Genomic DNA, 25,136 nt, shown 5'->3' on the forward strand with positions numbered 1-25,136 from the left:
GCTTCTAAGATAAAAAAACGGTGGTTAAGAAGGTCTTTAAAACTTATGCGAGTGTTCGTCTTACTCTTCAATGCCCGCACCGAGAATGAGGGAATTCATACCATTCAACTCGGCGATCGCAACAAAGTTCTGATGTTTGAGTCAGAAGACGACGCCACCCGCTTTGGCGTGATGTTGGAAGCTCAGGATTTCCCCGAACCCACTGTCGAGGCGATCGACGATGAGGAAATTAAGGAGTTCTGCGACAGTGTTGACTATGATTGGGAACTTGTGCCGGCGGGCGCGCTAGCCATCCCGCCAGAAGACAATGTAACACAGACTCAGTGGCAGGCCCAGGGGGAGCCGGAGTCGGAGCCGGATTCTGACGTTTCCCAAAACGAACTGGATTCTATTCGCCGCCGACTCGAAGGACTTTTGTAATTGGGCATGGGGCATGGGGCATGGGGCATGGGGCATGGGGCATGGGGCATGGGGAATCGGAACCAACAAATAACCAATAGACATCTCCTAAAAAGCCAGCTTTGAACAGGCAGGATGCCTGTTCCACAAGAATTATGGGAGATGTCTAATTACCAATTCCCAATTCCCAATTACCATTACCCGTTACCAATTCCCAATTCCCAATTACCCATTACCCGTTACCGATTCCTCATTCCCAATTCCCAATTACCAATAACAAATAACAAATAACAAAGCATGAAGAATTTAGAAGAACGGGGCCATCTGCTGACGGAACAGGTGAATGCCAACAGCGAGAATTTAGACCAACTCAGTTCGATCGAATTAGTGGATTTGTTCAACCGGGAAGACGCCCAAACCTTAAGCGCGATCGCCCGCGCCCGCGAACAGTTGGCCCGAGCGATCGACATCGCCGCCGAGTCTCTGCGTCAAGGAGGCCGCCTGTTTTACGTCGGTGCGGGTACTTCCGGGCGTTTGGGGGTGCTGGATGCGGCCGAGTGTCCCCCCACCTTCTGCACTGCGCCAGAACTCGTACAGGGCATAATTGCCGGGGGTGCGGGGGCTTTGGTGCGGAGCTCGGAGGATTTGGAGGATCGGGCTGAGGATGGGGCTGAGGCGATCGCCCACCGTCACATTACCAACTTAGATGTGGTTGTCGGGATTACGGCTGGAGGTACGACGCCCTTTGTAGCCGGTGCTTTGCACGCAGCGCGCCAGCGGGGGGCGAAGACTGTGTTTGTGGCCTGCGTACCCGTCGAACAAGTGAGTTTTGAGGCTGATGTTGATATTCGCTTGTTGGTTGGCCCGGAAATAGTGGCGGGTTCGACGCGCTTAAAAGCGGGTACAGTGACAAAAATGGCTTTGAATATTCTTTCGACTGGGGTAATGGTGAAGCTGGGGAAGGTATACGGAAATCGCATGGTTGACGTGGCGGTGACAAACAAGAAATTGCGCGATCGGGCTGTGCGGATGTTGCAGGATTTGACTGATTTGAGCCGGGATGAAGCGGGTTTTTTGCTCGAAAAAAGCGGCAAGTCTGTAAAATTAGCTTTGATGATGCACTGGACTAATTTGGAGAAGGAAGAGTGCGATCGAATTTTGGGCGAATTTCAAGGCAATTTGCGATCGGCTGTAGCATCAATTAGTCAGTAGTCTGCACCGTCAGCAGTCATTAGTCAGTTGTTATTGGTTATTGGTTATTGGTTATTGGTTATATAGCAGTCCTAAATCAGTCGCAAAATCGATCGAGATCAGAATCCTTGTAGTGCGAGCATCTTGCTCGCGTACTATTTTTCAAATCATTTAGGATTGCTATATCATGGACGGTTGCATCGGAATAATATATTTGAATGATATCAGTGCGAGCGTCTCGCTCGCGAGCGAGACGCTCGCACTACATAATTCCGATGCTGCGGATTTGATATTATTCCCATTCCCCATTCCCCATTCCCCATTCCCCATTCCCCATTCAGTTGTCAACTGTCATTTGCGATATCGATTCCAAAAATTGTGCAATCTCTTTAGTGGATCTGATGTGATAAACACTTTTGGTATTTTGAGCGCGATCGACATACTCCCGATATCTGGGAGTCAAATACTTGTGACACAACCAAAGAGCGCGGTAACTATTAATTGAACTCTTCAATATCGGACTGTTTTGGGGCCAGCCTTCTGGCGGTATAAAGCTACCTGAAATCAGCCGTTTAGTCACCCACCAAAAATGCACGTATAGCGGTAAATCGACAAAAACCAGACTATCGGCCTCATTGAGTCGCGGCCAGAGGGTTTCCATGCAACCAAACCCGTCAATAATCCATCGATGGGTAGCTAAAATTTGATCGTGGGTACGCTTGTATTCTGCATAGGGAACTTCAGCACCCCCAGATTGATATTGAATCTTATCCAAGATGTAAAGTGGCAAACCAGTGATTTCCGATAATCTCTTGCTGAGAGTTGATTTACCGCCTCCAGCATTGCCAAACACGGCTACTTTTTTCATAGTTACCCTTTTAGTAATTTAGTTATTAGTCATTAGTCATTAGTTATCAGTAGCGGACTAAAAGCTGAAGGTCTATCTAATTTGTAGCTTTCAAAAAAGTCAATTTCGGTGATTTTGGGTGCGATCGTTGACGTTTTTGAGAAAGGCGATTAGGGTCAGTATATATACTTGTTGTTTGGCGATCGCTTGGATATTTTATCACACAAGCGATCGCGGCCGGGTATTGTCGATCGATTTGTAAAATATCGGTCAAATCTAAGGCGATCGCTCCTTAGTTAAAAAAGCCGTTTCTGAAGCCAACGCACTTAGTACGAGACTGCTGGATACTTTACCAACTTTAAATTCTCAAACCGAGTCCTATGCAACCAAAGCCTAACCTTAACCTATACTCATCCTTGGGGCATCTCCCCTGGCTGAAAAAAAGCTACACTGCCAAAATTATGGTGGTTGCATTTTTAGGCACGCACGTTCCTTTGCTAACCTTAATGGTCTGGTTTCTTACCTCAAACGCTTACTCTGTAGAGACATCAGTCCGGGTTCTGCTGGTTGCTCTGCTGGCGACATTAGCGGGTACGGCAGCAACGCTTTATACGCTACGCCACCTCCTGGTTCCGGTAATCTTAACCTCGGAGGCTCTACAAAACTACCTCGATACAAGAACATTGCCGAACTTACCCACAGAGTTTGATGATGAAGTCGGTACGCTGATGGCAAATTCCTCACAAACGCTTTACAAACTAGATGAATTGATTCATTACATTACCCACTACGATGAACTGACTGGATTGCCAAATCGTGACTTATTCTGCGATCGCCTGAATCAAACCCGATCTCAAAATCACTCACCCTTGGTCGCAGTTCTGGTATTGGGTATCGATGATTTCACAGGGATGCGCCATGCGTTGGAGCCTGGGATATGCGCCTTACTAATTAGAGCCGTTTCCCAACGGGTGGTACAGTGCATGGATCGGTCAGATATCTTGGCGCGTTTGGGCGACGGTGAGTTTGCGATCGCTCGCAGCGAACTCTCCTCGCTGGAGAGTGTGGTCAAGCTATCCCAAATGCTGCTGAGTACGCTGACCAAACCTTTCTCTATCAAGGGCAACCCGATCCACATCACCGCCAGTCTTGGCATTACATTGAACCATCTAGAAAATACGAATTCTGTAGAGAAACTTCTTCAGCAAGCCGACCTCGCACTTCATCAGGCAAAGCAGCAAGGGCGGAGTCACTATCAGTTTTATTCACCCGAAATGAACGTTCAGTTACAGGAGCGACTGGCCCTAGAAAATAGCCTGCGCGGAGCGCTGGAGCGTAACGAACTACTGGTTTACTATCAACCGCTGATCGACCTGCACGGCGGACGGGTGACAGCAACGGAGGCGCTGGTTCGCTGGCAGCATTCTACAGAGGGTTTGGTCTCTCCGGTAAAATTTATTCCGATCGCCGAAGCCAATGGCGAGATCGTTCCCATTGGTGAATGGATCTTGCGAACGGCTTGCGCTCAAACCCGTAGCTGGCAACTGGCTGGGCTGCCAGCGCTGCGGATTTCGGTGAATCTGTCGGCTCGACAATTTGAGCAGGCGAATCTGGTTGAGATGGTTCGCCAAATTTTGGCCGAGACGGAACTCGAAGCTGCGTATTTAGAACTGGAAGTGACTGAAAGTGCCTTGATGACTGACATTGAGCGATCGGTCAAAACCTTAACGCAACTGCGAGAACTTGGCGTGTCCCTCGCCCTAGACGACTTTGGCACAGGTTATTGTTCCCTCAACTACCTGCAACGGTTTCCGGTTAACATGCTCAAGATCGATCGATCCTTTGTCAAAGATGTACTGTCTAACCCGGACAGCGCCACCATTACTGATGCCATCATTGCTCTGGCAAAAAGTCTGCGGTTAACGCTCACCGCAGAAGGCATTGAAACCAAGGAGCAGCGTGACTACCTGCAAGCGCGAGGCTGCGATGAAGGTCAAGGGTTTTACTTCAGTCGCCCTGCTAACGCTGACACGATCGCCAAACTGCTAAACGAGTCCTTTCAGTCTGAGGCCGCACCTATCCCTCTTGCCAGCCACTTTTAAGCGGAACCATTGGCTGTTACTGGGAGCGCGATCGCAAACTCGGTACCCATGCCTGCGGTTGAGTTGACGGCGATCGTACCGCCGTGTTTTTCCACCACAATTTGACGGGCGATCGCCAATCCCAATCCCGTCCCTTTCCCCACACCTTTGGTCGTAAATAAATGGTCAAATATCTTTGATTTGACTGATTCATTCATCCCTTTGCCGTTATCTGTTATGGCAATTTTTACTTGCTCATCTTCTCTGAAAGTTGTCATTGTAATTCGGTTGGGATTTGCTTTAATTTCGGCAAAACTTCGCCCAATGTTTGATTCATCTATTGCATCGATCGCATTCGCCAGAATATTCATAAATACCTGATTCAGTTGACCGGGAAAGCACTCAATTGGCGGTAAATCACCGTAGTTAGTAACCACTTCAATCGCCGGACGTTGTTCGTTCGCTTTCAGGCGATGCTTGAGAATTAAAATCGTGCTATCGATACCTTCATGGATATTAAATAGCACTTTTTCATCTCGGTCGGCACGGGAAAAAGTGCGGAGTGAAGTGCTGATGTTCTTCAAACGTTCGCACGCCATTGTCATGGAATCCAGCATTTTGGGCAAGTCTTCTAAGCTATACTCCAAGTCAATTTCTTCGGCATGGTCGAGAATTTCATCACTGTTGTTGAGGAGACTTTCTTGATATAGTTTTAAGTGGTCAAAGATGTCGGCAACAGTCGGTTTAGCTTGTTCGATACTGGCAGCTATAAAACCTAAAGGATTATTCATTTCATGAGCGACACCTGCAACTAGATTGCCCAAGGCTGACATTTTTTCACTTTGCACGATTTGTAATTGTGCTTGCTGTAAATCAACCAATGCTTGCTGTAAATCCAGAGATTTTTGCTGTAGGGCAAGTTCGGCTTTTTTGCGATCGCTGATATCCAACAACAATCCATCCCAAACCATTGAGCCATCAGCACGCTGTTCGATTCGAGCTTCTCCATAAATCCATTTCACAATCCCAGAAGGTGTAATAATTCGACCTGACCACTGCCAAGGAGTCAGTGTTTGAATTGAATCTGCAATAGAGTCTTGGTGACTTGCAGTATCATCTGGATGTATTATTTCCAAAATCAACTGCACATTAGCGATCGCTTGCTCTGAATGAATTTCGTATAGTTCATAACATTCTCCACTGATGTAGGTGAGAGACGTTGCACCATCAGCAGATATCTGATACTGATAAACCACCCCAGGAACATTATCTACAAGTTTCTCAAAGCGAGAGTTACTCGCACTCAATTCGGCAAACGATCGCTCTAACTGTTGGGCATATTCTAAGGAACGTTCATAAAGTTGGGCATTTTCCAGAGAAATAGCCGCTTGAGAGCAGAGTAAGTTAAGTAGTTCAACGCGATCGCTTGTAAATGCCCCCGTTGCTAAATTATTCTCTAGATATAAAATGCCCATCAACTTACCTTGATGCAAAATCGGACTACACAAAATACTCCTAGGTTGCTGACGGATAATATAGGGATCGTTAACTAAGGTGGGATCTGCTGTTGCATCCACTAAAACAACAGTCTGATTGTTGTGCTTGACTTTGTAAATGAGCTTCAGAGGAATGTCCTGGCTTTCCTCAACGGGAATCCTTTGTAACACTAATGGTTGCGTTCCCTGGATAATTGAGCCTTTAATTAGCAGGCGATTGTCTCGCAACAGCATCAACACGCATTTATCAGCCCCCGCATTTTCGATGACGATAGAAAGCAACGATGAAAGCAGTTTTTCCAGTTCGATTTCACCAGAAAGAGTTTGGGAAGCTTTGAGAATCGCTTTTAAATCTAGGCTATCTGAGACACTACTGCTAGAAGTGGCTCCACTGGTGGAAGTGACACTCCCCAAGGCGAAGACAGTTTCATTAGTTGAGAGGGGAGAACGGGTTTGCTGTAATATGGGAGCAAGTAGTTGGGGATAGCGTCTTTCCAAGTCAGCAACCTTGGCTTTCGCACCCCAGCGAGAGTATGCGTAATAGGCATTCGTCATGTATTCCCCAGCTATACGCTGTTTACCCCAACCTAAGTAAAATTTAGCCGCCAGTTCGTTAGCAAGTGCTTCTTCTTGGATATATTCGTTGGCTTTGGCTCCAGAAATTGCCTTGTCATAAAACTCAATTGCTTCGGCTGTTTTTCCTAACACTCGATATTTTTCGGCTTCTACCAAATCAACTTTATGTTGATAATTCATCGGGGCATGGTGCGCCCAAAATTGTAATTTAGCTTGATTTTCTTGTACTCGCTGTTGTTGTGTTGCCAACTCAGTTTGAGACTCAGCCTTAGTAGCTAAGGCAATGAGGGAGTCATAGAAATCCACAACTTGGACAATTGCTCCTGCACCTCCCGCTATATATTTTTTAGCTTGCACAACATCGGCGTTGGCTAAATCAATATCTCCCAGCAGAAATTTCAAAATTGCCCTACAGATGTAGAACGTAAATACTCGCATCAAATCGTTAGCAGATAAAGCCCGATCAACTAATTGCTCCTCATAACTTGGCTGTTCAAATAACAGTTTTTTCTGCTCTGGATTACCTAGTAATAACAACATTGTCTCCCAATAAATTGCACAATAATTTGCCGTTGTTAATTGGTTGAGATCGAGCAAATGCTGATAATAAATGTGGATTTTGGGTGCTAATTCTGCTAAAAGTTGACCGCAACAGTAAGAACTCAAACAAAATCCATGTGCGTTGTATCCGACATACTCTAAGTTGCCTGTTTCTAATCCAGCTTCATAGCCAGCTTGAAAAATAGCTAAAGTCTCCTGTAAATGGGATTTGTAATGGTGTAACGATAAGCCAATAATCACAAAAGTTGCCGGACGAATATGTTTGCTATCTGCTTGTGAAGCTAGACGATAAGCTAAATTACCCCACTGAGTAGCCGCCGTCATATCTTGTAAAATAGCGATCGTCATAGCGCCATAAATTCCATAGCTGAAGGCAGAAGTGGGGCTATTGCCATACTGGAGAGATAATCTTACTTGGAGAGCGATTACTAGCACATATAATGGTGAACCTACTAGATGACAAGCTGGGAGAATGCTTGCTGCTACTTGCATTATGGCCAGCTTTTTGGAATCTACCATTGCTGGCCGATCAAATAATTCTTCAATCGGTCGATTTACTGTCAAGGCGTTAATTTCTTGTACAGCCTGCTGAATATCATCGAAGGTTGGGGAATCGGGAAACTGAACTCCCAATTCATCAAGAATTGACTGAGCAAGAGATATTGCTTCTAAAAGCTGATTTTGTGAAGTTAATACCTGAATTTTAATCATATAAACCCCTGCTCGTTCTTGGGGAGTTCTGGCATGGAAAATGACAGCTTCAATCCACTGATTCATCTGGTCAAAGTCTCCACAGAGGGACGTGACTTCTGCACCAAGTTCATGCAATTTCAAAGTCATCTCATACTCTATTTGCCAAGGGTTACTACCTAGTAAATTTAGTCCAATCTCAGCATATTCACGAGCTGCTTGATACGCGGTAGCGGCTTTAGCTTTGCGACAAGCAAGAAGGTTAAGTTGTGCCAGATCATGGCGTTCGGCTTGATTCTCAATTAATACAACACCATAATTTAGCTGATTTACTAAAACAAAAATCTGCTCTTCTCTGACTTCAGGTGCAATTTGACTGAGTAGTAATTTCCCAATTTGATAGTGAGCGATCGCTCGCTCTGTTTCGGGAATTAAAGAATAGGCGGCTTGTTGAACGCGATCGTGTAAAAACCGATAAATCGGATTAGCTGCTGCATCAGAAACCGAGGCACTATCAGATTCAATAAAGAACTTATAGACTTCCGTATTCGGAATAATCAAACCTTCTTGCAAAGCTTTCCACAAATCAGTTGCCGTTGCTTCAGGTGACTTTTCGCTCACGATCGCCAATGTCTGCAAATCAAACTGCGCTCCAATACAAGCTGCTAATTTGAGAACACTTTGAGTTGCATCGGGTAACTTCTGCAATTGCAGTGCCATAAACTCGACGACATCCGAAGTGAATGCCAATGCCTTGACCTCTGCAAGATCGCACTGCCAACCCCCCCTTGCCCCCCCTTGGTAAGGGGGGGTTGGGGGGGTAAAGTCAAAGCTAATCAGACGATCGTCATGCAATGCTTTGAGGAATTGGGTGGCAAAAAATGGGTTGCTTTGAGTTTTTTGCACCACCAATTCGGTGAGAGGTTGAGCAAGAGATAACTCGCAATTGAGCGTATCTGCCACCAACTGATTCATATCTACTAGACTCAAAGGTTTCAGCGTAATCGTATTCACCACTGCCCCTGTTTTGACAATCTCATCTACGGTGAGGATGAACGGGTGAGCCGATGACACTTCATTATCTCGATACGCACCCAATACCAATAAATGTCCGGTTTCTGCCATCAACAATTGCAGCAATTTCAGCGATGCGGAATCTGCCCACTGCAAGTCATCTAAAAACATCACTAATGGATGTTCAATACTTGTGAAGACTTGCACGAATTTTGGCAAGAGGAGATTAAAGCGATTTTGGGCGGCAGTTCCTGATAATTCTATGGCTGGGGGCGGTGAGCCAATAATGTTTTCTAATTCAGGAATTACGTCAATTAAGACTTGTCCGTTGTCTCCCACTGCTGCGAGAATCTTTGTTTTCCATGTTTGCAATTGCTCATCTGATTCACAGATAAATTGCCCCATTAAGTCGCGGAATGCTTGCACGAATGCACTGAAGGGAATGTTGCGTTGGAATTGGTCGTATTTACCTTTGATGAAGTAGCCGCGCTGACGGGCAATCGGTTTATGGACTTCATTGATGACAGCCGTTTTGCCGATGCCTGAAAAGCCTGCAACTAGCAACAGTTCGCTGTCTCCGGCGCTGACGCGGTTAAAGGCGGTGAGCAACTCCATCACTTCGGTTTCTCTGCCGTAGAGCTTTTCGGGGATAATGAAGCGATCGCACACATCACGCTTTGCAATTTCAAAGTCTTCAATCTCACCAGTTGCTCTTAGCTGCTGTAAACAAGTTTCTAAATCAAATTTCAATCCTAATGCACTCTGATATCTGTCTTCAGCATTTTTTGCCATCAATTTCTGGACTATTTTTGATAGCACTGATGGAATAATGGGGTTGATTTCACGTACAAAATCTGCTGTTTTTGCAAGATGACAATGGACTAATTCTATTGCCTCATTTTTGGAAAATGGCAATTTTCCTGTGAGTAATTCAAAGAAAGTTACACCCAAAGAATAAAAGTCTGTCCGATAATCAATTCCCCGGTTCATTCTCCCGGTTTGTTCGGGGGAGATATAAGCGAGCGTTCCTTCTAACACATTGGGATTGATTAATGTTTGCGTTTCTCGCGGTAGTAGTGAGGCAATGCTAAAGTCAATTAATTTAACTTGTTTGGTTTCGGGATTAATCAGAATATTGGCGGGTTTGATGTCTTTATGAATGATGCGCTCGCGATACAGTATATATAAGGTATTGCAGAGGTCGATCGCTATGACTAAAAAATCTCTCAAATCGAGTGCATTTCCCCCTTTCATTGCCCATTCGTGAAGAGAAATCCCCCCAAAGTCTTCCATTACTAAGGCATAGCCATTTTGATAAAGTTCCAAGCTATAGGTTTGTACGATATTAGGTGAGTTGAGATTTTTGGCAATGGTGTATTGATTGCGAAACTGTACCAGTTCGCTAAAGGTGGGATAGTCGTTTTTCAGGAGTTTGATGATGACAGGTAATAGGTCTTTGTTACGGATGGCTCGATATACTAAGGTGCGATTTCCTGAATAAACTGTTTCCACAATTTGATAGTCGAAAATTTGAACTGTCTCAGTATTGCTGTTGTTTTCGGAGTTATTCATAGTCTTTTTTGTTTGATAATTAATCGGTGAAGAATGGGTTAAATGAGTCTGAACTATCGGGGGAAAATTAACTTGTCATTTTGCCTTGATGGGTAAGGTGATGACAAATTCTGTGCCTTTTCCCAGTATAGAGTTGACTTGGATGGAACCGCTATGTTTTTCTACGATAATTTGCCGCGCGATCGCCAATCCCAAACCAGTCCCTTTCCCCACTGCTTTGGTAGTGAACAAATGGTCAAAAACTCGCTGTTTTACTGCCTCGGACATTCCCATTCCATTGTCTCGAATGCGAATAATTACTTGTTGACCAGAGTCATCCAATTCTGTTTTGATTTCAATTAGGTTCGGATGGGCTGCGATGTCTCCAAAAGTGCGTTTCTGACTGGCTTCTTCCAGTGCGTCGATCGCATTTGCCAGAATATTCATAAAAACCTGATTCAGTTGTCCGGGAAAACATTCCAGGATGGGGATGTTTCCATAGTTAGTGTCAACTTCGATCGCAGGTCGAGATTCCGAAGCTTTGAGGCGGTGTTTGAGAATCAGAATCGTGCTATCGATGCCTTCGTGAATGTTGAACGGAACCTTGTAGTCTTTATCGGCTCTAGAGAAGGTGCGGAGGCTGGTGCTGATGCTGCAAATGCGATCGACTCCCAGTTGCATCGAACCAATAAGTTTGGGTAAATCTTCGCGCACGTACTCCAGATCGATCGCTTCCATCTCCTCTTGAATTGCAGCACTAGGAGTGGGATATTCTTGCTGATACAGATCGATCAATCCAAAAGTATCTTTAACATAATCTAGAGCGGGTTGCAAATTGCCAGCAATAAAACCAATCGGGTTATTGATTTCGTGCGCCACACCTGCCACCAAGTTGCCCAAGGCAGACATCTTTTCACTTTGAATTATTTGGAGTTGGGCTTGTTGTAAATTAGTTAGCGCGTCTTCCAACGCTTGCGATTTTTGCTGAATGGCAAGTTCAGCGGCTTTGCGATCGCTAATATCTCGCATCGCCACTACTGCACCAATTTTGTTGCCCGCAGGATCGAAGATAGCTTGCCCGCTAGCTAACAAAAATCTGCTAGAACCTTGCTTCGGCGCAATAATCATTTCTGCATTTTCGACTATTTCCCCTTGCAAGGCACGGAACAGAGGAACTTCCGTTTGTGATAAGAGTGTTTTGCCATCCGGTTGATAGAGATCGAAGTGTTCTGCCCATTGTTCCGGTGGTAACGATGCTACTGGTAAGCCATGAAATTCGCGCGTTGCATTGTTGAATAAGATCAATTTACCGCTGGCATCGCAGACAACAATTCCATCTGTAATATTGTGAATTATCGCATTCAAAAACTCTCGTTCTTTGGCTAAAGAGGCTTCGGCTCGTTTGCGATCGCTAATATCAATCGTCATCCCATCCCACACAATTGATCCATCGGCTTGCGATTCGGGTCGGGATGCGACTTGAATCCATTTCACATTGCCAGATGGGGTAACAATCCGCCATTCGTGTTCAAATGGCGTTAGGGTTTGAGCAGAATGTATGAATGCTTGGGTGATACCTGGACGATCGTCGGGGTGTTCCATCGCCCGAAAGTTTTTCGCTCCCGTCATCAACTCTTCGGGTGTCACCTCATAGAGAGCAGCGCAACCAGAACTAACATAGGGTGTTGAAGTCGAACCATCAGGAGCGAGCCGAATCTGGTAAATCATTCCAAGCAGGTTATCCGCCAATTTCTGAAAGCGGGCTTCAGTCAAACGCAATTTTTCTAGCGATTGTTTTAACTCTTGCGCGTATTCCTGCGATCGCTGGTAGAGTCGAGCATTTTCGAGGGAAATGGCGGCTTGGGCGCAGAGCAAGTTGAGGATATGCACGCGATCGCGAGTGAAAGCACCGATCGTCAGATTGTTTTCCAGGTAGACAATACCGAGCAACTTTCCCTGATGCAAAATGGGACTGCACAAAATACTTTTGGGTTGTTGTCGCCGGAAATAAGGATCGCTGGCAAATTCAGTGCTAGCAGCGGCATCCATCAACACGACAGGTTCTAAGCGGTTTTTGACAGCGTAAATCAGTTTGACGGGGATGTCCTGGCTTTCTTCTACGGGAATGCGTTGCACAACGGCGGGCTCTGCTCCGACGGTGGCAAGCCCTTTGACTAACAGGCGATCGGATTGCATCAGCAGCAGCACGCACTTGTCGGCTCCTGCATTTTCGATGACGAGTTGCAGCAGAGTTGAGAGGAGTTTGTCTAATTCTATTTCCCCAGAAAGGGTTTGGGAGGCTTTGAGAATAGCAGCTAAATCGAGGGAGTCTGAAATGCTGCTAGAGGAAGTGGCGGAAGTGACTGTTCCCGTGGCGAAGACAGTTTCATTGACTGAAAGGGCAGCACGAGCTTGCAGTAGGATAGGAGCCAGCAGTTGAGGATAGCGGGTTTCTAAGTCTGCCACTTTGGCTTTAGCGCCCCAGCGAGCATAGCAATAGTATGCCTCCTCCATATAAATTTGAGCGATTTTCTCCTTACCCCAGTCAAGATAGAACTTTGCCGCCAGTTCGTTGGCTAAGGCTTCTTCATTGACAAATTCGTTTTCTTTGGCTCCAGAAATAGCCCGATCGTACATTTCTATTGCTTCGCTGTTGCGTCCCAAAACCCGATAGCGTTCTGCTTCGACTAAACACCATTTATGCTGGTAATTCATGGGGGCAAAACCTGCCCACTTGTGCAATTTCTGCTGATTTTTAGCGATGTGATCTAGGATTTGCCGTTGCTCTGATTTTATTGAATGGGAATACAATCCTAGCCTGGATAAAGAATCGTAGAGGTACAATGGCACATTGAGATATAAGGCCGTACCACCGTCTGCATATTGCTTGGCCAGAGTCGCTTGCTGGCAGGCAGTGGCAACTTCACCAAATAAGTAACTTAAATAGGTTTGGTTGACATAATAGACAAATAACCCTGTGCGATCGGCCGCTGCTTTTTGACTAGCGTTTTGCGTTGGCGAATAAGCTGAACCATCAAGTAAACTAGGATTACTAGATTCTCCAATTAAGTTTAATGCGATCTGATGATACATACTGGCATAAACCAAAGTATTATCCTGCTTGGCTTGCCTAATCATCTCTACGTAATAGTGCAGCGTTTGGGCTAAACTTAAAAGCTCAGATCCACACCAGTATAAATGGCTACCCATGTTCGCAGCACACGCAGAAGCAGACTCTAGGTCGCCGTTTTCCAATCCAATTTGATAGCCTTCCTGAAATCCCAATAAGGTGGAACGGAGGTGCTGTTTCCAATGGAAAATGGTGCAATTTACGGCGGATAGAACTTTGGGTCGAAGATCCTTGGCATTGAACTGATCTAAGAGTTGTAATGCCAACTGACCAAACTTATAACCCTGATTAATATCGCCTAAAACTCCACATAAAATAATCCCATAGCTACTATAAGCGGCGGCAGACAGGAGTGCATTGCCGAATCGCACCGATAAATTTACTTGTTGGAACATCAATAAAGGAAGTAGTTTTGATCCACTAAGAAAAGCCCCACTTAGCGCCATGGTAAGTATCCGCATAGCCGCTAATTTTTCCGGACTTGACATAATCGGCAGATTTAGTAAATCAGTCGTTTTTTTGCCGGCTAGGATGAGTTTGGTTTTAGCTAACCCTAGTAAAACTTGCGCCATATTTGGGGATTTGGGCAACTGAATCCCGAGTTGGCTGAGGACATTCAGAGAAGTCTGCATTGCTTCTGCCAGATAATTCTGTGCCAGATATACCTGAATTTGAGTTTCGTAGGTGGTGATTTTATCTAGCAGGGTTTTGGCAGATTTCAAGGTGATGGCGGCGATCGCCTGAAATTGCTCAAACTGCCCACTAAGATAAGCAACTTCGCCAGTTGCATCATGAAGAGCAAGGGTTAGTTCATAATTGGAGTTCCAGCAATCTTCAGGCAATAATTCTATCCCCAGGATGAAATAGGCGATCGCCGCATCATAGGCAGTAGATAACCTTGCTTTCTTTCCGGCGGCAAGATTGAGTTGGGCGAGTTCTGTTCGTTCTCCAGTTTGAGTAATCAGAGATTTTCCAATATTCAAATGCCCGACAATATCAAATAGTTTTTCTTCCCTTTCTATTTCTGAAGAATTTTCCTGAAGCAACCGGCCAATTTTCAGATGAGTTGCTTGTTTTTGGTCATCAGGAATGAGGGAATAGGCGGCTTGCTGGACGCGATCGTGCAGAAACTTGTAGGAAGCGATCGTTTGTTGTTGACCTTCTACTAAGCATCGATCGCGGCTGATGGATGAGGAATCCTGATAAAACTTATAGACTTCGCTTTGTGGCAGGACTAGCCCTTCCTGTAACGCCTTCCACAGATTGGCTGCGGATTCGGTTTCCGATTGTTCTGAGACGATCGCCAACGTATCCAAATCAAACTGATTGCCAATACACGCGGCAAGTTTGAGGACATTTTGAGTGGCTTCTGGCAACTTTTGAAGCTGAATTGCCATAAACTCTACAACATCATCCGTGAGCGCGAGCGATCGCACCTGCGACACATCGCACTGCCAACCCCCCCTTGCCCCCCCTTGGTAAGGGGGGGTTGGGGGGGTAAAATCAAAGCTAATCAGTCCATCTTCATACAACGCCTTGAGAAACTGCGTGGTAAAGAACGGGTTGCCCTGAGTTTTTTGGTAGATTAATTCAGTTAATGGCAAAGCCATTTCTGCTGAACAAGTCAAGGTATCGGCAATCAAACGATTCACATTTGCTTGACTTAAGGGAGCCAGCGTTATAGTGTTGACGATCGCCTCTGTCTTCTGTATCTCTCCTAGCGTCAGCATCAAAGGATGCACGGGCGACACCTCATTATCGCGGTATGCCCCAATCAGCAGCAGATAGCCCATTTCACTCTGGCCGATCAACACCTGCATCAGGTTCAGTGATGCCGAATCTGCCCACTGCAAATCATCCAAAAACATCACCAGTGGATGCTCTTTGGTCGTGAATACCCCTATGAACTTCTGAAACAGCAAATTAAACCGATTCTGCGCGGCACTGCCTGAGAGTTCAGGAACGGGCGGTTGAGTGCCAATGATGCGCTCTAATTCTGGGATGACTTCGATCGCCACTTGCCCGTTTTCACCCAATGCCTTCAGGATGCAGTTTTTCCACTGCAACAGTTGCTCGTCGCTTTCACACAGCAACTGTCCCATCAAATCCCGCAGGGCTTGCACAAACGCAGACAGGGGAATGTTGCGGTTGAACTGGTCGTACTTGCCCTTGATAAAGTAGCCCCGTTGACGGACGATCGGCTTGTGTACTTCATTCACAACTGCTGTCTTGCCGATGCCCGAAAAGCCCGCCACCAGAAGCAGTTCAGTCTTGCCGTCACTGACGCGGTTAAACGCACTCAGCAGCTCGACGACTTCGGCTTCTCTGCCGTAGAGACGTTCGGGAATCAAAAAGCGATCGGATATGTCGCGCTGTCCCAGCGTAAACTGGGCATTGTTTCCCTTGGCTTGATATTGAGTCAGACATAGTTCCAGGTCATGCTTCAGCCCTAATGCACTCTGATAGCGGTCTTCAGCATTTTTTGCCATCAACTTGGCGGCGATTTCAGACAGAATCGGTGGAATAGCGGGATTGAGGCTGTGGATGGATGGCGGTTGCTTTGCCAGATGACAATGCACCAATTCCATCGGATCGCGGGACTCAAAGGGCAGTTGCCCCGTCAGCAGTTCAAAGAACGTCACGCCCAATGAGTAGAAATCGCTGCGGTAGTCGATGCCCCGGTTCATCCGCCCAGTCTGTTCGGGGGATAGGTAAGCGAGAGTACCTTCGAGAATGTTCGGATTTTGAATCTCTTGGGTTTCGCGCGGCAGCAGCGAGGCAATGGAGAAGTCAATCAGCTTGACTTGCTTGGTGTCTGGGTTAATCAGGATGTTGGCAAGTTTGATGTCTTTGTGGACGATCCGGTGCCGGTAGAGCTCGTGCATGATGTCGGCGATTTGCAGCGCGATCGGGCAGAATACATTCAGGCCCAGGGGTTTGCCTTGCGCGAACCGGTGCAGCGAGATGCCGCCAAAGTCTTCCATCACCAGAGCGTAGCCGTTACGGTAGGGTTCGAGACTGTAGGCTTGAATGATGCCGGGAGCGCGAAGATGTTTGGTAATGGTGTATTGATTGCGAAACCCCACGAGTTCGCTGAAGGTAGGATGCTCCTGCCTCAGCACTTTGATGACTGCGGGTTCTTGGTCTGCTGTTCTCCGTGCCCGGTATACGAGCGTGCGGGAGCCGGAGTAGAGTTGCTCCGTGATGTCATAGTTGTCAAGGGCGATCGCGCGGAGCGTAAGCATAAAACCCCTCAATTTATCTAAATGATCGGATCGATCCCCGTCGTAGGGACACGGCATTGCCGTGTCCATTAGTGTCACCTTAAGGTCAAACCCAGTCAGAGAATGCTGTTTGACTATTAAATCTACATCCCCCCTAGCCCCCCTTGAGAAGGGGGGGACAAGAGTCTTTTCAAAGTCAACCCCTACTCGCCTTCTTAAGGGGGATTTAGGGGGATCTAGACTTTGCCTAAAAGCTACATTTATATGGCTTTCAGGCTTAAGTTGACACCAATGAACACGCTTGAGTGTCCCTACAGCATTTCATAAACCAGGGATATGCTCTATTATCCATTAATAAAAACGCTCGATGCAAGCTGACTTTGACTTACACCCTGCACGATTCCCAAATAATTGCTACCAGATTTAATCGCCCCAGAAGCGATGCTTGCACCTCCATCCAACTGCAAACTCACAGCTTCAAAAGTCAAATTAGCAAACCCGATACCGTCGGTTAAACCAATTTTATCTCCAGCAACAAAATCGGTAATAACATCAGCATTTGTTAAAGTAGCTGAAGCAGACAAACCTCCTGCTAGAATAAACGTATCATTTCCGCCGCCGCCTGTGAGAATATCTTGACCGCGATCGCCCGCCAACAAATCATCGCCGTTACCGCCAATCAAGACATCATCTTCTTTGCCGCCGCGAATAGTATCGTTACCGTCTCCTCCAATTAGTCGATCGTTATCGTTGTTACCGCTGATAAAATCGTTTCCAACACCCCCATCTATTGAATCTGATTCTTTGCCTCCCGATAAACTATCATTACCTTCGGCACCGCTAATTGTATCTGCACCTTGCATTCCATTAATAATATCAACCCCCGCTCCACCGATGAGATTGTCTTTGCCGGAAAGGGCAAAAATTGGCAATCCAGCAAAATTTGTCGGCAACAGAGTATCCCCACTATCTGATAGGAAATAATTGCCGCCGCTGGCTGTATTTTTGGGTGCTGTCGTCGGGTTGCCGTCCCCTGTAGCATTGGGTATTGGCGAAGTAATCGATACCAATGTGTTGGGAGTTGGTGTGGGAGTCGGTGTGGGAGTTGGAGTTGGAGTTGGTGCGGGATTGACACTACCGTCAAGAGAAGTAGCAAAAACTTGTGTCCAATAGTGATTCCAATTTTCTGTGCCAGTATCGTTGGCTAAGAAATAGTAACCAATCCCAATTTCTTTGAGATTGGGGTTGAGAATGTTCGTCCGGTGACCGCTGCTGTTCATCCACGATGATACAACTTGTTCGGGTGTAGAAGATCCAGCAGCGATGTTTTCTGCCGCCGCTGAGAATTTATAGCCCGTTGCAGTCACCCGACTTGCTAATGACGAACCATCTTTTCCGGTATGAGAAAAGAAGTCTTGCAGTGCCATGTTTTGGCTGTGAGTTTCCGCCGCATTTAGTAACTGAGTATTTAAGGTTAGCGGGGACAAACTCAATTTGCTGCGTTCTATGTTGGTAAGTTCTAAAACTCTATAAATAAAGTTTTGATTGGTTGGAGTTGGTGCGACTTGAGAGGCCGATCGCTCTCCTGTTAAAATGTCCGAGGACTGAGAACCTGAATTTTGTAGTTGTTCAAGCATGGGGATGATAAATAGTTTTAAGACTTGGCTTTGCTGGTAGATGGCTTACCGTCTTAACGATAGTTTCCCCGATCGCTAGCTGGTTGGGTACAATTCAATAATTGTGTTAATCCCTATCGCTGCTTTATCTATTTTGATTATAGCTGTTCTCAAAGTGCGGATGTCAAGATACCGGCTCTGGTTGGGAAAGGGAAAAGTGCGATCGACTTTGAGGAGATTTTATAGGGAGTTTGCGATCGCCCGTGACATCAATACAATTTGAGATTTGAGATTTTAGATGTGAGATTTTTCCTGATTAGTAAGGTTTGGGCTACGCACCCAGCCCGCTGGCTGGCGGGCTAGAAACCCGGTTTCTACGAGTTTTGCGGACAAAAACGAGAAATATAGGAAGAAACCGGGTTTCTGAATTCTGTGTGCGATCGCGAACAAAGTTTTTAGTAGAATCCCCACAAAAAATTCTAAATTAATTCAAAATTCACACCTCAAAACTCACAACTTCAAAATATTTTCTTGTCCGGCTGAGGCCTCGTGAGCAACTTGCTCAACCTGATCTTTGGCGAGAATTTCCAAAGCCGCCTCTGCTTCTGCACCGCCCAACCGCCCGAGAGCTTGGGCAACTCTGTAACGGATCTGCCAATCTGCATTGGAAGCATAGGGAAGCAGCAGCGGCAGGGCCCGTTTATCTCCCAATTCACCGAATGCGCTGATGGCAATGGTTTGGATCAATTCGTTTTCAGAAGTGAGGGCATTTTCTAACATTGGAAAGGCTTTCGGATCTCCCATTTCTCCCAAAGCAGCGACGATGCTGAGTTGAACCAGCCATTCAGATGTACTGCTGTAAACTTGCTGCAAATCTTCTAAAGCATCGGTTAATTTCAATGCGCCCAAAGCATCGGCTGCTGCTGCTTGCACGTCGGGTTCGGGGTCGTTGTTCAGGCTGTTTCGCAGTACCTCTAAAGCGTTCGGCAGATTCTGCGTGCCGAGGGTTGATATTTGGCTGACTGCTGCGTAGCGAACCCGGACGTTTTTGTCGCCGATCGCAATTTGAATCAGTTTATAGGCGATCGCGGGTTCTAGTTGCCGCAGTTGGTTGACTGCTCGCAGCCGATCGCCAAAATCCTCGGAATTCAGCAATTGTTCGACAGACTCAGGGGTAATGCTCATCGGATTTTAGATTTTAGATTTTAGATTTTAGATTTGGTAATTGGCAATTGCCAAAAGTGAGCGAGATTGAAGGAGCGATCGACTTGTTTTGTGATAAATTCCTTCAACTGCAACAGTTAATTAAGACTCGGCCGCCATCGCTCGGATAATATCTCCCCTAGTGAGGATGCCGATTACTTTTCCCGCAGTATCAAGCACCGGCAATCGGTGGATGCTGCGATCGTGCATCAGTTTGGCAGCTTCTGGGAGAGATTTGTCGGGCTCGATGGTAACTGGCTCTTTACTCATCGCTTCTCCTACTGTTTGCCCTAAAGCCTTGTGGAGTTCTCGCTCGTAACGACCTGGATTTTCTAGGTAAATCACGCTGTCGAGCACCATGATATAAGCGGGAGGAGTCACGCCGGTTTCGCGCCACATCAAGTCGGTTTCGGAGATGACTCCTACCAACAAGTCATTCTCATCTACGACGGGAAGACCGCTAATGCGTCGATCGGCTAAAATTTTAATCGCTTCGTTCAAGGGCATTTCGGGTCGCGCCAAAATCGGCTCGCGGCTCATTACATCGGCTACTGTTTTGGGCATGATTGGCGGTTGATTGAGTTGTTGCTCTAAATCGATCATATAGGGAAAGCGCGGCACAGACTGAAGAAAGGCAGCTCTGCTGAAAGGATTGGTTTGAAGGTAGAAACAAGGAAAAATTTTGAGTGCCAGAATTTTTGCTGTTTTTTTCATCGCCTGTGTGAAATTCTGCCGTTTGTCGATCGCACGCGGGCGATCGGGCTGACAAGATTGTTAAGATATATTAAAAAGCCGATAAATCCTTACCGATGTCAGAATCTCCAGCCCCAGAACCAGACTCCCAACCAGAAGCGCGCTGTGTATTGGTTTGCCAGTATCAATCTTGCCTGAAAAATGGTTCAGCAGCAGTGCTAGCTGCTTTTGAAGCCCAACAAGTTGCAGGGGTGACAGTTGAGGCCAGTACCTGTCAGGGACAGTGCAACACCGGCCCGACTGTACGAGTTACCCCAGACGAAATTTGGTATTGTCGAGTTAAGCCGAGTGATGTGCCGTTGATTGTGGAAGAGCACCTCAAAGAGGGAAAACCTGTAGAGGCGCTGTTCAATCCGAGAATTCATATGCGTTATTATTATTAGTTTTGACTTGATGAAAGTGCCAATTTCCCACTCTCGCGCATCTAATTTGAATAGTTATTACAGCAGATTGCAAGTTTATGAAGTACACCGAGCTATCCCGTAGGGACACGGCATTGCCGTGTCCCTACAAGGGCTAATTTGAATAGTGATTATTATGGAAATTGCGCTTTGAAAATCCAAGGAATTGCAGTTAGTTTGTTAATGCTAGTATTGGGGCGCACTCCGGCGGTAGTCGCTCAAACTGCGGCGGTTGCTGGGGATATTTGTCCTGGGGAATTGGGGGCGCAAGTAGATGCGATCGCCAACCGTCCCGAATTTAGCCGATCGCGCTGGGGCATTTTGATTCAACCTCTCTCTTCTACTGCTACTCTTTACAGCCGCGATGCCCAAAAATATTTTATTCCAGCATCAAATGTCAAGCTGCTAACCACAGCCGCTGCTTTGCAGAAACTCGGTGCAGATTTTCGGATTAAGACATCGGTTTACAGCGGCGAAAATGGGAGTTTGTACGTTGTCGGCAGGGGAGATCCGAGCATTGCTGAGCCTCAATTGAAATCCTTGGCGCAGCAGTTGAAGCAGCGGGGAATCAGTCAAGTTAACGAGTTGATTGGCGATGACAGCTATTTTCAAGGCAGTGGAGTCAATCCGAATTGGGAATGGGAAGACGCGCAAGCAGGCTACGGAGCGCCGATTAACAGTTTAATTTTCAATCAAAACGCGATCGAACTTCTGTTGTCCCCGCAGGCGATCGGGCAACCTCTGAAAGTTACTTTTGCCGAACCAAAGCTGGCAAATCAGTGGCAAATTCAGAACAATTCAGTAACAGTCGCCCAAAATGAATCCGAGTTTATTGAAGTTGGCAGGGAGTTCGATCGACCTGCAATTCGAGTTAGCGGACAGTTGAAAGTTGGTGCAGAATCAGAACCAGCTTATGTCGCAGTTGTCAATCCTGCTAATAATTTTGTGCAGCATTTTCAGCAAGTTCTGGCGGCTGAGGGAATTGCTGTTAAACAAACTTTAGTTGCATCTGCTTCTCGCAATTTTAATCGAGAATTAGCGACCGTTGAATCGCCCCCGATGGCGGAATTGGTGAGAGAGACTAATCGGGAAAGCAACAATCTTTATGCAGAAGTTTTATTGAGATTGCTGGGAAAAGTTACAGACAATATGCCCCGGCAGCAAACACTCACAGGCAAGATGCCTGTGCCACAAGAGGATACAGGTGAAATGGGTTTGAAAGAGTTAAAAACAGCTTTAACTCAATTAGGGGTAAATCCAAACAGCTACATATTAGCCGACGGTTCGGGACTTTCCCGCCACAATTTAATTAGTCCAGAAGCCTTGGTGCAAACTTTGAGATTTATGGCCAATTCACCTGCTGCATCTGTTTACCGCGCGTCACTGCCGATCGCTGGCGAGAACGGCACTTTAAAAAATCGCTTAAATATTACACCAAACCGCGTAATTTTGCAAGCTAAAACAGGAACTTTGAGCGGAGTTTCGGCACTGTCGGGATATATCGAAGTTCCGAATTACGAGCCGCTGGTGTTTAGCATTATCGTCAATCAATCTGACCTGCCGGCTGCAAAAATGCGATCGGCAACTGACGAAATTGTGCTATTATTGAACCGCCTGCGCCGCTGTTAAAACAACAGATTTAAGGTAAGAAAGTTGACCTCAGTAATTACACCTAAAAAACAGGACACCGCAAAACCCTACAAGTTTTAAGTTTAATCCGATCGCAGCGGCGGGGATCGAAAAGCAGCTACAATAAAAGCAGAAACATTAAAACCATTGGGCCGTTTCAGCCTGCTACCAGTCGGCGGGTTCTATACTTCCCGAAAATAAGTTTAACTTTCCAATTATGAAGTCTTTAGATTCCGAACAGCAACACATCTTTGTCGAAACCAACAACATCCGCCTGCACTGCGTTTCTCAAGGAGAAGGCGAGCTCGTTCTGCTCCTGCACGGGTTTCCAGAGTTTTGGTACTCTTGGCGCCATCAAATTCCTGCCTTAGCGCGTCATTTCAAGGTTGTGGTGCCGGATTTGCGGGGCTACAACGATTCCGACAAGCCGGCAAGCGGCTATGATTTAGATACGCTGAGCGCCGATATTCGGGGTTTGATTGCGAGCTTGGGCTATACAAAAGCTCACATTGTCGGTCATGATTGGGGAGGCGCGATCGCGTGGCATTTAGCTCAAAAATTCCCCGAACAACTCAACCGCTTGGCAATTTTAAACGCTCCGCACCCGCAGCGATTTGTGCAGGAAATGGCGAGTAATTTAGATCAAATCCGCCGCAGTTGGTACGTTTTTGCTTTTCAGGTTCCCGGTATTCCCGAATGGTTTATCCAGCAAAATTTGAAAGATTTTGTGCACAATGTCTTCCAAGGACAAGCGATTCGCAAAGGAGCTTTTAGCGCTGAGGAAACTAAGATTTATCAGACTGCTTTAGAAAAGCCGGGAGTATTAGCCGCCGCTATCAATTATTACCGGCAGATGTTTCACCCGCAGAGGCTTTGGAATTTGGGGCAGAAATTAGAACCTGTGAATGTACCTACTTTGGTGCTTTGGGGAGAAGAAGATGCGTTTTTGAGCCACAAACTTGTAGAAGGTTTAGACCGATTAATTTCGGCTCCGTTTAAGTTGAAATTAGTTCCTAACTGCGGTCACTGGATTCAGCAGGAAGCGCCGCAAACGGTGAATCGAGAATTGCTGAGTTTTCTCAGAAATTCTTCTCCTTCTTTGGCTTTGAGTTAGACAAAAATTAACGCTTGCAAATAAGAACGGGCTCTGGGGCCCCTTTTTGAGTTGTAGGGTGCGTCAGATTTGAGATTCTCAATTTGCACAGAAAGTATTTTTCTGACGCACCGATTTTTGCAAGGTGCGTCATATCAATTCCGGTTGCACGATCGACATGATAGGTCGGACACGGCGCCCTACCCTTGGACTACCCCGATTAATTGTAGGGACACGGCACTGCCGTGTCCTGACTGTGGGTAACTAGCTGACGCACCCTACTTATTTATCAGTCCCAGAGCAAATTTTCTTGGATCAGCAGTGCAATCATGGCAGTTCTGGAACAAACACCGAGTTTGGTAAAAATCCGCCTCACGTAAGTAGCAACCGTCCAGTGACTGATCTTTAAATTTTTGGCAATACATTTGTTTGGCAGGCCTTGGGCTACTAATTGCGCGATCGCCCTTTCGCGGGGACTCAGGCTAAATTCCGGTTTGTAACTTGTGCTTTGCATACTTTTGCAATGAGGTAACGAGTTAAAATCTAATCAATTAAGGCTAGAATTCCGAGTTTTTCTCGAACTTCAGATAAAGGAGTTTCCCAATCAGATTCAGGATTCCAGTCAATTAGTCGAGTGGCTAGTTTTCCGTGTTTTAAGCCTTTGATAATTTGTCCGATCGCGCATTTGCCTCCGATCAGTCCAACTAATACTAAAATCGCACAGGAAGGACGAAATACTTGAGCGCGAGTAAACGCTTGAAGTACAAATTCATCTTCTGTTGAAGCTGAAAGACCGGTCAGAACGTGCCAAACGTCGTGGTTTCGCTGAATCCAGTCTCCCGATGCGATCGGCTCAAAGCCTTGTTCGTCTAGAAACCGCGCCACTTCGCACCCTAATGTTCCTGCTGGCAGTTGGCGCAATTTTGCCAAGTCTATTTCAAAAGGTCGATCGCTCTCAATTTGAGGATTAATTGTTTGAGCCATCTTTAAGATAACTGCTAATTGAGAGTCAGCCATGATTTATTCTCCCTGTAAAAACGGTAGATGTTTCTTCGCACTTTAAACCGCGTTTGTAAAGTTGCTGCGTTCCCCCAAAGCCCCCGCCGCTTCTAGCTTGAAAAGCCAGAAACTCCTAATTACTGTTAGAGAAATCGGGTTTCCGGAACTTTTACTTTTCTTGACAAACCGCATTGGCTGTGCTGGAATCCCAGTAAAATCCGCAGTATTTAGCGGCGATCGCAACTCCTTACTTACGTATATAAATTTATTCTGCTGCTGAGTATTTGCACCTGCAATGAGTCAGAAGTTGCAGAGTGCAAAAGCGGCGAGGCGGGCGATCGCACCTGAAGAGAATTGAAGCGATCTGAAGTAAGGTGAAGTAAAAGCTGAGTAATAGGTAAAATGAGTGACACTCGATCGATCGACTGGCTCTGTTAACGAGTAAAACCAGTAAACCAGTAAATTCGATCGCGCCGAAGCATAATTTACTGGTTTTACTGGTTTACTGGCTGTATTACTGGTTTACTGGTTTACTGGCTGTGCTTCTTAACCCATGTAAGCGACAAGCGAGCCTCGATCGCGAAAATTAAATTCGAGGCTCGCTTGTCGCTGTTGAGCGTTACTTTCGTTCTTAACGAAAGTAACGAGTAAACAACCAGTAAACGAGTAATAATTGAGGACT

15 protein-coding genes are annotated in these 25,136 nt (G+C 46.2%); 7 read left to right on the forward strand and 8 right to left on the reverse strand.

What is annotated here, in order from left to right:
- Nucleotides 1-45: 45 nt before the first annotated feature.
- Nucleotides 46-420, forward strand: a complete 375-nt coding sequence (locus QUA02_RS20505) for a DUF3110 domain-containing protein (protein WP_333030226.1) — start codon at nt 46-48, stop codon at nt 418-420.
- 276 nt (nt 421-696) lie between these two features.
- Nucleotides 697-1,611: an N-acetylmuramic acid 6-phosphate etherase gene (gene murQ, locus QUA02_RS20510; protein ID WP_333030227.1), complete on the forward strand. Its 915-nt coding sequence runs from the start codon at nt 697-699 to the stop codon at nt 1,609-1,611.
- A gap of 316 nt (nt 1,612-1,927) precedes the next feature.
- Here the strand turns inward: murQ and QUA02_RS20515 are convergent, their stop codons facing one another.
- Nucleotides 1,928-2,458: a P-loop NTPase family protein gene (locus tag QUA02_RS20515; protein ID WP_333030228.1), complete on the reverse strand. Its 531-nt coding sequence runs from the start codon at nt 2,456-2,458 to the stop codon at nt 1,928-1,930.
- A 359-nt stretch (nt 2,459-2,817) separates the two neighbouring features.
- On the opposite strand from QUA02_RS20515, the gene QUA02_RS20520 reads away from it, so the two are divergent.
- Nucleotides 2,818-4,539 (forward strand): putative bifunctional diguanylate cyclase/phosphodiesterase, encoded by a 1,722-nt coding sequence (locus QUA02_RS20520; protein WP_333030229.1) that lies wholly within the window; start codon nt 2,818-2,820, stop codon nt 4,537-4,539.
- Here QUA02_RS20520 and QUA02_RS20525 read toward each other — a convergent pair.
- The 3 genes from QUA02_RS20525 to QUA02_RS20535 form a co-directional block, all read right to left on the reverse strand.
- A complete protein-coding gene (locus tag QUA02_RS20525) occupies nt 4,536-10,427 on the reverse strand; it encodes a trifunctional serine/threonine-protein kinase/ATP-binding protein/sensor histidine kinase (RefSeq protein WP_333030230.1) in 5,892 nt (1,963 codons plus the stop codon). The genes QUA02_RS20520 and QUA02_RS20525 overlap by 4 nt on opposite strands.
- Nucleotides 10,428-10,502: 75 nt before the next feature.
- Entirely contained in the window at nt 10,503-16,781 is a 6,279-nt protein-coding gene (locus QUA02_RS20530) for an ATP-binding sensor histidine kinase (RefSeq protein WP_333030231.1), read from the reverse strand.
- A gap of 323 nt (nt 16,782-17,104) precedes the next feature.
- Entirely contained in the window at nt 17,105-18,397 is a 1,293-nt protein-coding gene (locus tag QUA02_RS20535) for a CAP domain-containing protein (protein WP_333030232.1), read from the reverse strand.
- A 103-nt stretch (nt 18,398-18,500) separates the two neighbouring features.
- Between QUA02_RS20535 and QUA02_RS20540 the strand changes: the two genes are divergently transcribed.
- The gene (locus QUA02_RS20540; RefSeq protein WP_333030233.1) at nt 18,501-18,659 is read left to right on the forward strand and encodes a hypothetical protein; all 159 of its coding nucleotides are present in this window, start codon (nt 18,501-18,503) and stop codon (nt 18,657-18,659) included.
- A gap of 227 nt (nt 18,660-18,886) precedes the next feature.
- Here QUA02_RS20540 and nblB read toward each other — a convergent pair whose 3' ends face one another.
- Together nblB and QUA02_RS20550 are read right to left on the reverse strand one after the other, a co-directional pair.
- Complete coding sequence (gene nblB / locus QUA02_RS20545) at nt 18,887-19,561, reverse strand: phycobilisome degradation protein NblB (RefSeq protein ID WP_333030234.1); 675 nt, start codon at nt 19,559-19,561, stop codon at nt 18,887-18,889.
- Between the two features lie 120 nt (nt 19,562-19,681).
- Nucleotides 19,682-20,143, reverse strand: a complete 462-nt coding sequence (locus QUA02_RS20550) for a CBS domain-containing protein (protein ID WP_333030256.1) — start codon at nt 20,141-20,143, stop codon at nt 19,682-19,684.
- Between the two features lie 245 nt (nt 20,144-20,388).
- Between QUA02_RS20550 and QUA02_RS20555 the strand changes: the two genes are divergently transcribed.
- The 3 genes from QUA02_RS20555 to QUA02_RS20565 all read left to right on the forward strand — a co-directional run bounded on the left by QUA02_RS20555 (nt 20,389) and on the right by QUA02_RS20565 (nt 23,476).
- Complete coding sequence (locus QUA02_RS20555) at nt 20,389-20,715, forward strand: (2Fe-2S) ferredoxin domain-containing protein (protein ID WP_333030236.1); 327 nt, start codon at nt 20,389-20,391, stop codon at nt 20,713-20,715.
- Between the two features lie 174 nt (nt 20,716-20,889).
- Nucleotides 20,890-22,362, forward strand: a complete 1,473-nt coding sequence (dacB, locus tag QUA02_RS20560; RefSeq protein ID WP_445305189.1) for a D-alanyl-D-alanine carboxypeptidase/D-alanyl-D-alanine endopeptidase — start codon at nt 20,890-20,892, stop codon at nt 22,360-22,362.
- Nucleotides 22,363-22,579: 217 nt separating this feature from the next.
- On the forward strand, nt 22,580-23,476 hold the full coding sequence (locus QUA02_RS20565) for an alpha/beta fold hydrolase (protein ID WP_333030240.1): 897 nt from the start codon (nt 22,580-22,582) through the stop codon (nt 23,474-23,476).
- 268 nt (nt 23,477-23,744) lie between these two features.
- Here QUA02_RS20565 and QUA02_RS20570 read toward each other — a convergent pair whose 3' ends face one another.
- Both QUA02_RS20570 and QUA02_RS20575 read right to left on the reverse strand, forming a co-directional pair.
- Nucleotides 23,745-23,969, reverse strand: coding sequence for a response regulator transcription factor (locus tag QUA02_RS20570; RefSeq protein ID WP_333030242.1), 225 nt, complete (start codon nt 23,967-23,969; stop codon nt 23,745-23,747).
- Nucleotides 23,970-23,998: 29 nt separating this feature from the next.
- A complete protein-coding gene (locus tag QUA02_RS20575; protein ID WP_333030243.1) occupies nt 23,999-24,472 on the reverse strand; it encodes a Coq4 family protein in 474 nt (157 codons plus the stop codon).
- Nucleotides 24,473-25,136: the final 664 nt, after the last annotated feature.

It is taken from the genome of Microcoleus pseudofavosus SVA1_A4 (genome assembly GCF_036700565.1).
Lineage (GTDB): Bacteria > Cyanobacteriota > Cyanobacteriia > Cyanobacteriales > Microcoleaceae > Microcoleus.